General features: G+C 49.9%; 13 protein-coding genes. 11 read left to right on the top strand and 2 right to left on the bottom strand.

The window, feature by feature from the left end; genetic code table 11:
* The first annotated feature begins 148 nt into the window (after nucleotides 1–148).
* From ON064_RS06040 to ON064_RS05990, 11 genes are all read left to right on the top strand, one after another.
* Entirely contained in the window at nucleotides 149–1,561 is a 1,413-nt protein-coding gene (locus tag ON064_RS06040) for an MBL fold metallo-hydrolase (RefSeq protein ID WP_274624070.1), read from the top strand.
* Nucleotides 1,562–1,641: 80 nt separating this feature from the next.
* On the top strand, nucleotides 1,642–2,010 hold the full coding sequence (locus tag ON064_RS06035) for a hypothetical protein (RefSeq protein WP_274624069.1): 369 nt from the start codon (nucleotides 1,642–1,644) through the stop codon (nucleotides 2,008–2,010).
* 142 nt (nucleotides 2,011–2,152) lie between these two features.
* Nucleotides 2,153–3,133 (top strand): LacI family DNA-binding transcriptional regulator, encoded by a 981-nt coding sequence (locus ON064_RS06030; protein WP_274624068.1) that lies wholly within the window; start codon nucleotides 2,153–2,155, stop codon nucleotides 3,131–3,133.
* On the top strand, nucleotides 3,133–4,008 hold the full coding sequence (gene rbsK / locus ON064_RS06025; protein WP_274624067.1) for a ribokinase: 876 nt from the start codon (nucleotides 3,133–3,135) through the stop codon (nucleotides 4,006–4,008). Before ON064_RS06030 ends, rbsK begins: the two co-directional genes overlap by 1 nt.
* Complete coding sequence (gene rbsD / locus ON064_RS06020) at nucleotides 4,005–4,391, top strand: D-ribose pyranase (protein ID WP_274624066.1); 387 nt, start codon at nucleotides 4,005–4,007, stop codon at nucleotides 4,389–4,391. Before rbsK ends, rbsD begins: the two co-directional genes overlap by 4 nt.
* A gap of 26 nt (nucleotides 4,392–4,417) precedes the next feature.
* Nucleotides 4,418–5,920: a sugar ABC transporter ATP-binding protein gene (locus ON064_RS06015; protein WP_274624090.1), complete on the top strand. Its 1,503-nt coding sequence runs from the start codon at nucleotides 4,418–4,420 to the stop codon at nucleotides 5,918–5,920.
* Nucleotides 5,901–6,845, top strand: a complete 945-nt coding sequence (locus ON064_RS06010; protein WP_274624065.1) for an ABC transporter permease subunit — start codon at nucleotides 5,901–5,903, stop codon at nucleotides 6,843–6,845. Before ON064_RS06015 ends, ON064_RS06010 begins: the two co-directional genes overlap by 20 nt.
* Before the next feature lie 12 nt (nucleotides 6,846–6,857).
* The gene (gene rbsB / locus ON064_RS06005) at nucleotides 6,858–7,781 is read left to right on the top strand and encodes a ribose ABC transporter substrate-binding protein RbsB (protein ID WP_274624064.1); all 924 of its coding nucleotides are present in this window, start codon (nucleotides 6,858–6,860) and stop codon (nucleotides 7,779–7,781) included.
* Nucleotides 7,782–8,005: 224 nt separating this feature from the next.
* On the top strand, nucleotides 8,006–9,478 hold the full coding sequence (dacB, locus tag ON064_RS06000) for a D-alanyl-D-alanine carboxypeptidase/D-alanyl-D-alanine endopeptidase (RefSeq protein WP_274624063.1): 1,473 nt from the start codon (nucleotides 8,006–8,008) through the stop codon (nucleotides 9,476–9,478).
* Between the two features lie 179 nt (nucleotides 9,479–9,657).
* Nucleotides 9,658–10,380: a gamma-glutamyl-gamma-aminobutyrate hydrolase family protein gene (locus ON064_RS05995; RefSeq protein ID WP_274624062.1), complete on the top strand. Its 723-nt coding sequence runs from the start codon at nucleotides 9,658–9,660 to the stop codon at nucleotides 10,378–10,380.
* Nucleotides 10,381–11,352 (top strand): dipeptidase, encoded by a 972-nt coding sequence (locus tag ON064_RS05990; RefSeq protein ID WP_274624061.1) that lies wholly within the window; start codon nucleotides 10,381–10,383, stop codon nucleotides 11,350–11,352.
* Between the two features lie 42 nt (nucleotides 11,353–11,394).
* Here ON064_RS05990 and ON064_RS05985 read toward each other — a convergent pair whose 3' ends face one another.
* Together ON064_RS05985 and ON064_RS05980 are read right to left on the bottom strand one after the other, a co-directional pair.
* Nucleotides 11,395–12,285, bottom strand: coding sequence for a YihY/virulence factor BrkB family protein (locus ON064_RS05985; RefSeq protein WP_274624060.1), 891 nt, complete (start codon nucleotides 12,283–12,285; stop codon nucleotides 11,395–11,397).
* 109 nt (nucleotides 12,286–12,394) lie between these two features.
* On the bottom strand, nucleotides 12,395–12,754 hold the full coding sequence (locus tag ON064_RS05980; protein WP_274624059.1) for a YolD-like family protein: 360 nt from the start codon (nucleotides 12,752–12,754) through the stop codon (nucleotides 12,395–12,397).
* Nucleotides 12,755–12,896: the final 142 nt, after the last annotated feature.

Raw genomic sequence — 12,896 nt, 5'->3', positions numbered from 1 at the left:
TTCAAGAGCGCAGTTGCTGCCCTTTTGGAGCTTTTTTAATGTGTTAAAGAAAGCTGATAAAAATGTGAAGCATATGTGTTTACAATTTATACCCTGTGGGGTATATTTATCTTAAGAAAACGAAAACAAACAAAAGGAGATTGATTCCATGTTACTACGATATTTCTATGACGAAAAATTGGCTCACGCATCTTATGTAGTAGGGTGCCAAAAAACAGGCGAAGCAGTCGTCGTTGATCCGATGCGCGATATCACAGCATACGAAGAACTGGCAAAAAAAGAGAAACTGAATTTTGTTGGCGCTCTTGAAACGCATATCCATGCTGACTTTGTATCCGGTTCACGGGAACTGAATGACCGTTTCGGCACGAAGCTCTATGTTTCGGATGAAGGCGATGCCGATTGGAAATATCAGAACCTGGATGGAATCAGCCATCAACTATTGAAAGACGGCGACCAGTTCAAAATCGGCAACCTGGTATTTGACGTGATGCACACGCCAGGCCATACCCCGGAGAGCATTTCATTCCTATTGACGGATAAAGGAGGATCCGCGGATAAGCCGATGGGCATCTTTACAGGCGACTTTGTCTTTGTTGGCGACGTCGGACGCCCAGACCTTCTGGAAAAAGCGGCAGGCATCCAAGGTACGTCCGATTCAGGTGCTGCGTCGATGTTCAAATCGATTGAACGCTTCAAGGCGCTTCCGGATTATTTACAAGTTTGGCCGGCTCATGGGGCCGGATCCGCTTGCGGTAAAGCGCTCGGCGCGGTTCCATCGACGACAGTCGGTTACGAAAAAGCCTTTAACTGGGCGATGCAATTCGATGATGAAGCTTCTTTCAAGAAAGCTTTGCTCGAAGGCCAACCGGAGCCGCCGTATTACTTCGCAGTGATGAAATCGGTCAATAAAGTCGGCCAGAAACTGATCAAAGACTTGCCGGAACTGAAAGAAATTACATCAGCCGCAGATATCGAAGCGCTTCTTGCAGAAGGCAAACAAGTACTCGATATGCGTCCGGCAGATGCCTACAGCAAAGGCCATATCCAAGGAACGATCAACATTCCGTTCAATAATTCCTTCACGAACTGGGCAGGATGGGTCGTTGATTACAACAAACCCTTGTACTTGCTTCTCGACACGGAAGTACTCGATGAAGCATTGGTTGCCCTCCGTTCAGTCGGAATCGATGAAGTCTACGGTTTTGCAGAGGCAGAAACTGTCCTGGCACAAGCGGACAACTTGGCTTCTTATAAAAACGTCTCGCCATCCGAAGCGAATGAGATGGTCGAAAAAGGCGAAGCGTATGTGCTCGATGTCCGCAATCAGACGGAATTCGATGAAGGGCATATCGATAACGCCGAGCACATCATGGTCGGTATCTTGAAAAATCGCTTGGATGAAGTGGATACAGACAAAACTATCATCGTGCAATGCCAGGCGGGCGCCCGTTCTGCTATCGCTGCAAGTGTACTGAAAGCGAACGGCATCGATAACTTGGTCAATATGACAGGCGGCTACAGCAAATGGCAGCAAGAAGTCGCAGCCGTGAAACAATAATAGCAATATAACCGCTTAAGCCTTGGCTTCGGCGGTTTCTCTTTGAAAAAAACACAATCCAGAAGGGGAAGATCGAAACAATGAGTATTGGCATCCCGATCGCGTTGCTGGCTCTTGCCGGCTCCAACGGTTTCTATAAACGCTATGTCACGGCCAAAGGGGTCCAGCACGACTGTGCCGACAACTTGAAAGAAAATGACGATATTCTCTTGCTGGATGTAAGAGCCTATAATATTTCCTATAAAGATCCCGTAGAAGGTGCATTCGAACTGCCGGTCGCTTATTTTATCCGCAGCTATGAAGAAATACCGGACCGTCTGATCCATGTCATCGCTTCCGATGAAATGGAAAAGAATATGGCTGTCCGCTTGTTGCGGAAAAAAGGAAAAAACGTTATCAGCTATAGCTTAACCGAAGAAAACTGCGGCGAGCGGATGCTGGTATATTGATTATGAACACCCCGACACCATTGTCGGGGTGTTTTTATATATTTTGAAAAATACCAAAATATCAAATCACGTTGACAAGCAGAAAGGGACGTTTTATAGTATGTGTAACCGGTTACACATAACCTGAGAACGGAGAAGAGCGATGACAACGATTAGAGATGTGGCGAAAAAAGCAGGCGTTTCCGTTGCGACGGTTTCACGTTTTTTGAATGGCAGCGGCTATGTCAGCGCCGATGCCGCCAAAGCGGTGACAGAAGCAGTCGAGGAATTGGAATATGAATTGAATCCGGTCGCACGCTCTTTGAACACGAAACGTTCCAGTTTAATCGGCCTCATTTTGCCGGATATCACGAACCCGTTTTTCCCGGAGCTTGCGCGGGCGGTGGAAGATGTCGCTCTGAGCTATGGCTATACCGTTATCTTGTGCAACTCAGACGAAGACCCGAAAAAAGAGAAGAACTATATCGAAACCTTGAAGAAGAAATACATCGCCGGTTTTATCGTGACATCGAATCAGCTCGACGCGCCGCATTATGCGGATACGAAGCTGCCGATTGTGGCACTGGACCGGGCGATCAACGAAAAGATCCCCGTGGTCTCATCGAATAATAAAGAGGGAGCGGTGCTTGGGACGAATGCATTGCTCGAACGCGGATGCCGAAACATCTTGTTTCTGCGGGGACCGGAAGCATTGAACCCTGCAAATGACCGCTATGACGGGTTCATGGAAGCAATCGGAAAATCGGATGTCGATTACCGTATCGTCACCTGCCCGTTCCATTACGCGGACTCACAGAAAATCGTGAAGCGGGAACTGAAGGCCAACCCAGCAATTGACGGCATTTTCGCCTCGAGCGATGTGTCGGCAGCGGGGGCTTTGAAAGCGGCTGCAATACTCGGCAGAAACGTGCCGGACGATTTGCAGATTATCGGTTTTGACGGCATTGCAATGGGTGAAATGCTGTCGCCGGGCCTCTCGACCATCGCCCAGGACGTCTACAAAATGGGCGCAATTGCCACCCGCATCTTGATCAAGCGAATCGAGAACAAACCTGTGGAAGAAAGCTTCTACGAAATTCCGGTCAAGCTGATCTTGCGGGGCACAACAAGGAGTGTGGAATGATGATTACAGTAGTAGGCAGCATCAATATGGATCTTGTGGTCGGAACGGAACGCTTTCCGAAGCAAGGCGAAACGGTGCTAGGGAATTTATATACGACCGTGCCTGGCGGAAAAGGCGCCAATCAGGCAGTCGCAGCAGCGAGGCTCGGGGACCAAGTCCATATCGTCGGGGCAGTCGGCAGCGACGCATTCGGTACACAACTTCTCGAGGGGCTAGAAACAGAACAGATTGACACACAAGGTGTCAAAAAAACGGATGGGGCGAGCGGAATCGCTAATATCCTATTGTCAGAAGGCGACAATCGCATCATCGTCGTCCCAGGTGCCAACCACGAACTGACGAAATCGGACATCGATGCACAGAAAAAGGCAATCGAAAAAAGTTCGATGGTCATTCTGCAGTTGGAACTGCCGATTCCGGTCGTGGAATATACGCTGCAGCTTGCCAAAGAACTCGGGGTCCCGGCTATTTTGAATCCAGCGCCAGCTGGCGGGTTCACGGAGGCGATGAAACAAGCGGACTTCTTGACGCCGAATGAAACCGAAGCGGAAGAGCTGTTCGGCACCAATTGGGAACTTGAACTGGAACGCTATCCGAATCGCATGGTCGTGACGCTCGGAAAAAACGGTGCCCGCTATTTCGATGGCGACAAGCATGTAACTGTCGAAGGGTTTCCGACACAAGCGGTCGATACGACGGGCGCGGGAGATACTTTTAACGGTGCCTTGGCAGTTGCACTAGCTGAAGGCAGCGAGTTCAAAGAAGCTGTCCGCTTTGCCAACGCCGCTGCCTCCTTATCAGTGGAGAAATTCGGGGCGCAAGGCGGCATGCCGAACCGTACGGAAGTCGTTTCCCGGATGGAGGCAGCAAAATGAAAAAACAAGGCATGATCAATCGTGACATCGCCGGCCATTTGGCACGGTTCGGGCATACTGATTTGCTCGTCATTGCCGATTGCGGGCTGCCGGTGCCGGAACATGTGCCATGCGTCGATTTATCCTACCGCATCGGGGAGCCTTCTTTTGAGACGGTGCTGGCTGCAGTGCTTGAGGATTTCGAAGCGGAAGCGGCTTATATTGCCCGGGAAATAAGCGATCACAATAAAGGCTTGGAAGCTGGCATGCAACAGCAATTGGATTGCCGCTACCTGAGCCACGAGGAATTAAAGGCGATGAGCCATAACGCCAAGCTGATCATCCGCACAGGGGAAGCAAGCCCGTATGCGAATGTCATTCTCCAGTCGGGCGTCATCTTTTAATGAGGCAGGTGAACGAAATGATCAATATGATCAACATGACCGATATTTGCAAGTCGTTCAGCGGCAACAACGTCTTGAAAAACGTCCACTTTTCTCTTGAAAAAGGCGAAATCCACGCCTTGATGGGCGAGAACGGCGCCGGGAAATCGACCTTGATGAAAATCATGTCCGGCATCTACACGCGTGACTCCGGAACGGTGGAAGTGAAGGGCAAAAAAGTTGAATTCACTTCGCCAAAGCAGGCGGAAGCGGAAGGCATCGCCGTCATCCACCAGGAATTGAATATCCTGCCGCACCTGTCGATTGCGGACAATCTCTTTCTCGGCCGTGAGGAAACCGTCGGGCGCACAGGAATCCTGAAGACAAAAGACATGGAACGCAAAACGAAAAAGATTTTAGGGGATTTAGGGCTCGATATCGACCCATCGCTTCCCGCAAGCACATTGTCTGTCGGACAGCAGCAATTGGTGGAAATCGGCAAAGCTTTGTCGATGGATGCGGAAATGATCATCATGGATGAACCGACGGCCGCACTGACGGACCGCGAAATCGAAACTTTATTCGTGACCATCCGCGACCTGCAAAAGCGCGGCGTATCGTTCGTCTATATTTCACATCGCATGGAAGAAATTTTTTCGCTGTGCGACCGCATTACCATATTGCGCGACGGTGAATTCGTCGGTGAACGGAAGATCAGCGAAACCAGCTTCGAAGAAATTGTCCAGTTGATGGTCGGCCGTGAACTCGGCGACCGTTTCCCGGAACGAAGCTCATCAATAGGCGATGTGAAACTATCGGTTAAAGGCCTATCGCGGAAAGATTGCTTTGAAGATATTTCCTTCGATATCCATAAAGGGGAAATCGTTTCGATTGCTGGGCTGATGGGGGCAGGGCGCACAGAAGTGGCGCAGTCTTTATTCGGTTATAAGAAAGCGGATTCAGGAACTGTGGAACTCGATGGCAAGCCTGCGAAAATCGACAATCCGCAAAAAGCGAAAGAGCTCGGCATCGGCTACGTGACCGAAGACCGCAAATCCGAAGGGCTGATCGTCGATTTTACAGTCGAAGAAAACATCAGCATGGCGAACTTTGAATCCATTTCTAAAAAAGGATTGCTGTCGAAAGACAAAGAACGCAGCCTGTACGACCGGATGGTGAAACGTCTTGGCATCCGGACATCAGGGCCAGACCAAGCAGCCAAATCGCTGAGCGGAGGCAACCAGCAAAAAGTCGTCATCGCGAAATGGCTCGGCATCGAACCGGATGTGCTCATACTCGATGAGCCGACACGGGGAGTCGATGTCGGCGCAAAAAAAGAGATTTATTCGATCATCAACGAATTGGCCGCTCGAGGCGTTGCCATCCTGATGATTTCTTCCGAACTTCCGGAAGTGATCGGCATGGCAGACCGTGTGCTCGTCATGCACGAAGGCAAACTGACGGCAGATTTGCCGAAGCAGGAAGTGACTCAGGAAACTATTATGCATTATGCAACAGGAGGTGGGAAACTTGAAGCTGAAGTCCGCTAATACAAGCTTGTTCCAAAAAATCGCGCCGTTTATCGGGTTGATTTTAATCATTATCATCATTACCGCAATTAACCCGAGTTTTCTATCCATGAGCAATATCTTGAACGTCCTCCGACAAGTGTCGATCAATGCGTTGATTGCATTCGGGATGACCTTTGTCATCTTGACCGGCGGAATCGACTTATCGGTCGGATCGATCTTGGCGCTTACGGGTGCTGTGACAGCTGGCATGATGGCTTCAGGAATTGACCCGATCTTAGCGATGCTGCTGGGGCTGTTCCTCGGGGCTGTTCTCGGAGCCATCAACGGCGTCATCATCGCGAAAGGCAAAGTGGCGCCATTCATCGCGACGCTTGCGACGATGACCATTTACCGGGGCTTGACGCTCGTCTACACAGAAGGCCGGCCGATTTCAGGGCTTGGCGACAGCATGAGCTTCCAGATGCTCGGAAAAGGCTATTTCCTCGGCATTCCGGTGCCGGTCGTGACGATGCTTGTCAGTTTCGGCATCCTTTACTTCATTTTGAAGAAAACGACATTCGGCCGTCGCGTCTACGCAGTGGGCGGCAACGAAGAAGCTTCCGTGCTTTCGGGAATCAATGCTGACCGCATCAAAATTTACGTATATTCTTTGGTCGGTGCGCTTGCCGCACTGGCGTCGCTGATCTTGACTTCTCGCTTGAATTCAGCTCAGCCGACAGCGGGCCAGATGTTTGAGCTCGATGCCATCGCAGCCGTGGTACTCGGCGGAACGAGTTTGACAGGCGGCCGCGGATGGATCGTCGGCACCTTGATCGGTGCGCTGATCATCGGCGTCTTGAATAACGGTTTGAATTTGATTGGGGTGTCCTCCTTCTTCCAGCAAGTGGTGAAGGGTGCAGTTATATTGCTTGCAGTATTGCTAGACCGTAAAAAAACAGTATAGGGAGTGGTAGAAATGAAGAAAATGCTATTGATGTTCGTCCTTTTGGCAATGATGGTTTTGGCCGCATGTTCCATGGAAGCACCAGGTTCGGATTCAGAAGAAACAACAGGCGGAGAAGAAGCGAGCGGCGATTACACAATCGGTTTCTCGATCTCGACATTGAACAACCCGTTCTTCGTAACATTGAGTGAAGGGGCAGAAGCTAAAGCTTCTGAACTTGGCGCAACTCTTTCTGTAGTTGATGCACAAGACGACGCATCGAAGCAGGCAAGTGATGTTGAGGACTTGATCCAGCAAGGCGTGGACATGATTCTAATCAACCCTGTCGATTCTGAAGCAGTTGCTTCAGCAGTCGCTTCTGCCAACAATGCAGATATCCCGGTTATTACTGTAGACCGCAGCGCGGAAAACGGCGAAGTGGTTTCCCACATTGCTTCGGATAACGTAGCGGGTGGTGAAATGGCAGCTGAGCATCTATTGTCGTTGGTAGGTGAGGGAGCGAAAGTAGCGGAACTTGAAGGAGTTCCAGGATCATCTGCAGCGCGCGAACGTGGAGAAGGCTTCAATAATATCGCAGCAGACAGCTTGGATGTCGTTGCCAAGCAAACGGCGAACTTCAACCGTGCAGAAGGTTTGTCGGTCATGGAAAATATCTTACAGGCAAACCCTGATGTAACTGGAGTGTTTGCGCACAACGATGAAATGGCGCTTGGTGCACTTGAAGCAATTGAAGCTGCTGGCAAAGATGTCACAGTTGTCGGATTTGATGCCACAAACGATGCAGTCGCAGCAGTAGAAGAAGGCCGTCTTGCCGGAACGATTGCTCAAAAACCGGAAATGATCGGTGAAATGGCCGTCGAAACGGCTATCCAGCACTTGGACGGCGAAGAAGTGGAAGCGTCGATTCCTGTAGAATTGGAATTGATCGAGCAATAATAAAGAAGAAACCGCATCGGCAATTTGTCGATGCGGTTTTTTAATGCGGCTAGGCTGAAAGAACTTAGCGAAAAAGAAACGAATAAAAATATAGATTTTATTTGGATTTATTTACTATTAATATAAAATAGTAGTAAGCCATTAGTTCTGATTATTCAGGTATCAGAAAATTCTTACTTTATTTGTGGTACATTTTTTACAAACCACTTGGAGGAGGAAGTAAAATGGCGAAATTGAATCGATGGAGAGCGGCGGGATTGCTCGTGCTGGCAGGGGCTTTGGTGGCATCCCCGCTGCAGATGGGAAGTGATGGGGAAATGGCAGAAGCAGACAGTGACTATGTAGCGCTAACTGCGCAAGTGAATGATATTCTGCAAGATGAAAGTTTGGACGGCGCGCTCGCAGGTGTCAGCATTCGAAAAGCGGATAGCGGGGAGAAAATATACGATCACTTTGGCGACATCCGGCTCAAACCGGCATCCAATATGAAGCTGTTCACTATGTCGGCGGCACTTGAAACTTTAGGGGAAGATCACCGGTTCTCGACAGAACTGCATACCGATGGGGAACTGAAAGGCAAAGTGCTAGGCGACCCGACATTGCTCGAGGAGGATTTTGAGCGCTTTGCAAAGGAATTGAAAGCACAAGGCATACATAAAGTGAAAGGCGACTTGATCGGCGACGATAGCTGGTTCGATGATGAACGTTTGTCTGAAGACATGACCTGGAAAAATGAAGTGTACTATGTCGGAGCCCAAGTATCCGCATTGACCGCCTCACCGAATAAAGATTACGACGCGGGGGCGATCATCGTGGAAGCGAACGCCGGAGAGGCGGCGGGAGATGAGGTGCGGGTCAGTTTGTCGCCCGAGACGGATTATGTGACAATCACCAATAACGCCCAAACAGTGGCAGCTGGCGAACCGAAAACCTTGAGCATCACGAGAGACCACGGAACGAATGAAATCATCGTGGAAGGCAATATCCCGGAACAGGGAAGCCGGACGCGTGAATGGATCGCAGTCGATGAACCGTCCGGATATGCGCTCAGCTTGTTCGAAAAGGCACTCGATAAGGAAGGCGTCGAGCTGATCGGGAACTCTGAAACGGTGATGGGCGTTACGCCGCCGGATAGCCGCATGCTGTTGGAACATCAATCGATGACGCTTGCGGAACTATCGATCCCGTTCATGAAACTTAGCAATAACGGCCACGGCGAAGCATTGGCGAAACAAATGGGCCGCGTGGTGAACGGGGAAGGCAGCTGGGAAGCGGGCCTCGAAGTGATGGAGGAAACCGCTGGCAAGCTCGGCGTCAATGTCGACACGATCCATCTGCGAGATGCTTCCGGAATGTCCCACGTCAATTTGATTCCGGCAAATGAGATTTCGCAGTTATTGGCCGGGGCACAGGAAGAGCCATGGTTTGATGCGTTCCTTGAATCCTTGCCGGTAGCAGGGGCTTCGGAACGCTTTGTCGGCGGCACCTTGCGCAACCGAATGAAAGGGACGGCAGCGGAAGGCAATGTCCAGGCTAAAACCGGCAGCTTGTCCTCGGTTTCTTCTCTGGCCGGCTATGCAACGACCCAAGACGGCGAACGGCTGGTCTTCGCGATCATCCTGAACAATGATTTGGCGAATGTCACGCCGATCGAAAACGCGATTGCCGAAGCGATTGCCGGATACCAAGCCGAGTGAAAGGCAAGAGCTTTGAAGGACGATAAAAAATCAGTTTTGACAGAAACAGCGGTGGAAGGCTTCGCGTCTTTTGCGGGCTGTTTCTTTTTGATGGGAAAGATTGGATTGTTCTTTCCATCCTGAAAAAACTTCTGTATGGTGAATATATCAAGTATTCAAACAACTTAGGAGTGATGGGAATGAGACCAATCATCGGCATTACCGCGTCAAAGGAATTGGGGAAAGATGAATACAATGTAGAGCTTGCGGACACAGAAGCGATTGTCCGGGCGGGCGGCTTGCCGATCATGCTGCCACATATTGAAGGGCAGGCGGAACTGGAAGAACTCGCCGAGCACATCGACGGATTGTTCCTTGCGGGCGGTTGGGACATTGACCCGACTTTATTCGGCGAAGAGCCGCATCCGGGCCTTGGCGTCATCATTCCCTCGCGTGACCGTTTTGAACTGGAGCTATTGGAAAAAGTGATGGAGAAGAACAAACCGGTGCTGGCGATTTGCCGAGGCGCCCAGATTTTGAATATCGCAGCCGGCGGGGATATGTATCAGGATACACCGTCTCAATTGGAGGGTAACCTGCTTCAGCATCAGCAGCGTGCGCCGAAAGAGCATGGCTCTCATTTTGTCGAAGTCGCGGAAGGTTCGCTCTTGCACCGGCTGACGGATTCTCTGAAACTCAAGGTCAATAGCCGCCATCACCAGTCGAACCGCCATGTGCCTGAACATTATCTCGTTTCCGGAATCGCAAGCGACGGGGTCATAGAAGCGATCGAGAGCAAAGAGCATGGTTTCGCGCTGGGGCTGCAATGGCATCCGGAAAATATGGCACGTGCAGGCGACGTAGCTTCTTTGCGTATCTTTGAAGGCTTTGTCAGCGCCTGTACAGAAGAAGGGGATGAGTGAGTGCAAATCATCGATACGCATTGCGATGCCCTGCTGAAGCTGCAGGTAGCGAAGCGCAACGAATTGTTTCGAGGAAAGCCTGTAAATTTTTTCGATGCGGAAGAACTCGACACTAATTTCCTGCGCTTGCAACAAGGCGGCGTCAAAGTCCAGTTTTTCGCGGTGTTCGTGCACCCTGAGTTGCCGGACAATGAAAAATGGCAGCATGCATTAGAGCAGGTCGATTTGTTCTACAGCGAAGTGCTCAGTGAGCCGCTTATGAAACATATCCGCCGTTGGGAAGACATCGACACACTCGGCCCGGATGAAATCGGCGCAGTGCTCGCGCTCGAAGGGGCAGATGCTTTTGGAAATGATCTTGCGAAACTGCGGCATCTCTATAGGCTCGGCGTGCTGTCGCTCGGGCTGACATGGAATTTCGCCAATCTCTGCGCAGACGGCGTCGGCGAACCGAGAGGCGGCGGATTGACGCTGCTCGGCAAGCAAGTGGTGCAGTTGAATAACGATCACCGTGTGTTCACGGACGTGTCCCATCTGTCGCTTGCAGGATTTTGGGAAGTGATGGAACTCGCCGAGTATCCAATTGCGAGCCATTCGAATGCACGGAAGTTGTGCAATCATCCGCGCAATCTGGACGATGGGCAAATCGAGGCAATGTTCTCGCACAACGGCTTGATCGATGTCGTATTCTGTCCGGAGTTCATCAACCCAGGAAGCCAGCAGGCAGCGATCGAGGATTTGCTGCGCCATATCGAGCATCTTTGTACGCTCGGCGGAGAACGCCACATCGGATTGGGATCTGATTTTGATGGCATTTTCGATCATGTCGCGCGTCTTGAAAACGCTTCGGATTATCCGAATTTAATCGAGGCTTTGCAAAAACGCTATTCAGAAACCCAAGTGGAAGGGTTTGCGTTCCGAAACTTCCTAGCGCATCGACCAGGCATCGAACAAACCAGTAGAAAAATATGAAAAAAAGCCATCCGCTAGTGAATCAGCGGATGGCTTTTGGCATTAATACTTATTCATAGATGACTCTGTTTCACCAGATTCGGCCATTTGCAATTTGCTTTCTTCCGAATCGCTCTTGGCATGTCTATGGCGGTGCAAGATAGCGTTGATTTCAGCTCCAATAACCAGGATCAACCCTGTCAGGAAGAACCAAAGAATCAAGATGATCAAACCGCCGAGGCTCCCGTAAGTAGCAGAAAAGTTGCCAAAGTTTGAAACATAGAAAGAGAATCCAAGAGAAACGAGTTGCCAGAGAATCGTGGCAATCAAAGCACCCACAATAACCTCCTTGAAAGGAAATTGCTTATTCGGTGCAAATTTGTACAACATGGCCAAGACAAGGCTCATAACCGCGATGGAAATGACCCAACGAAGTACTTGGAAAATAATTTCTGTTTGTTGAGGCAAATTCAGGAACTCGGTGATCGTATTGATGATGGCGCCGCCAAAAATCGGTAGGACAAGCGCGACGATAACAGCAACTAGCATGAAAATCGTCAAAATGATGGCCATCCCTTTTTTCTTGAAAAATGAGCGGGTTTCCTCCACATCGTATGCTTGATTCGTCGCGTCTATAAACGCGGTCATAGCATTGGATGCCGACCAAAGTGTACCCAGGATACCGAAAGTCAGTAGACCGCCGGATGGGGTGGTCACGACGCTGATGATATTTTCTTCAAACGTAGCTGCGACTTCGCCCGGTAGGATGCTGCCAATAAAATCGACTACCCGTTGGGGGTCAAGCTGCAAATACGGCAGAATGGCCAATAGCAAAATTAATAAAGGAACGATTGCTAATAGGTAATAATAGGCCTGCGCTGCCGCAAGTGTCGTCGCATTGTCTTTCTTGAATTCTTGGCCAAGTTCTTTGGCATAGGACGTCACTTTGCTCATAACTTTATACCTCCATTTGTTTTGTAAAGTTATTTAGTATATGCCCGATGCCGCCAAGAAATAACCTTAAAAAAGGAAATTATCCGTTTCTACGCCATTACGGATAGCTTTAATCGATCATTCGGATGCCGAGAAGGTCGGCAAAAACGATGCGGACAATATCAGGGCCGGAGGTGATTTCTAGTGTTTGATTGGATAGGTCGATGGCAGTGATGATCCCGGATACGGCTGCCAGCCCATCGTCCCAATAGCGTATTTCGGCCATGCATTGCCGCTGGTGTGCAATGCCGATCTCTTCCTGCAACAAACCGAGTTCTTCTTCATCGAGATGGGGTTTATGCCTGGAAGGTTCATCGGCCCGCCATTCCCGCAGCATCCGGACATGTTCCGGCAGCATCAGTGCCCCCCATTTCAATTGCCCTCTGTCCAATACGTCCCCTTTAACCGTCAAATGATGATTCTTTTTCATTTTCACCATTCCTTTCTAAAAAATAAGAACATTTGTTCTTATCGTAAAGAAATAGTGGTTAGTGGTCAATCACTTCTTTTCTAAAAAAAACAGGGCTGCCTGTGGGCAGTCCTGTTTTAGGTTGTCGAGAAAGATAAGAAGT

This window comes from Planococcus sp. A6, assembly GCF_028823615.1.
Lineage (GTDB): Bacteria > Bacillota > Bacilli > Bacillales_A > Planococcaceae > Planococcus.
This window is presented reverse-complemented; position numbering and strand designations above follow the sequence as displayed.

Coding starts and splice junctions, on each gene's coding strand:
- ON064_RS06040 (WP_274624070.1), top strand. CDS start 149: ATGTTACTACGATATTTCTATGACGAAAAATTGGCTCACGCATCTTAT.
- dacB (WP_274624063.1), top strand. CDS start 8,006: ATGGCGAAATTGAATCGATGGAGAGCGGCGGGATTGCTCGTGCTGGCA.
- ON064_RS06030 (WP_274624068.1), top strand. CDS start 2,153: ATGACAACGATTAGAGATGTGGCGAAAAAAGCAGGCGTTTCCGTTGCG.
- rbsK (WP_274624067.1), top strand. CDS start 3,133: ATGATTACAGTAGTAGGCAGCATCAATATGGATCTTGTGGTCGGAACG.
- ON064_RS06015 (WP_274624090.1), top strand. CDS start 4,418: ATGATCAACATGACCGATATTTGCAAGTCGTTCAGCGGCAACAACGTC.
- ON064_RS05980 (WP_274624059.1), bottom strand. CDS start 12,754: ATGAAAAAGAATCATCATTTGACGGTTAAAGGGGACGTATTGGACAGA.
- ON064_RS05985 (WP_274624060.1), bottom strand. CDS start 12,285: ATGAGCAAAGTGACGTCCTATGCCAAAGAACTTGGCCAAGAATTCAAG.
- ON064_RS06035 (WP_274624069.1), top strand. CDS start 1,642: ATGAGTATTGGCATCCCGATCGCGTTGCTGGCTCTTGCCGGCTCCAAC.
- rbsB (WP_274624064.1), top strand. CDS start 6,858: ATGAAGAAAATGCTATTGATGTTCGTCCTTTTGGCAATGATGGTTTTG.
- ON064_RS05995 (WP_274624062.1), top strand. CDS start 9,658: ATGAGACCAATCATCGGCATTACCGCGTCAAAGGAATTGGGGAAAGAT.
- rbsD (WP_274624066.1), top strand. CDS start 4,005: ATGAAAAAACAAGGCATGATCAATCGTGACATCGCCGGCCATTTGGCA.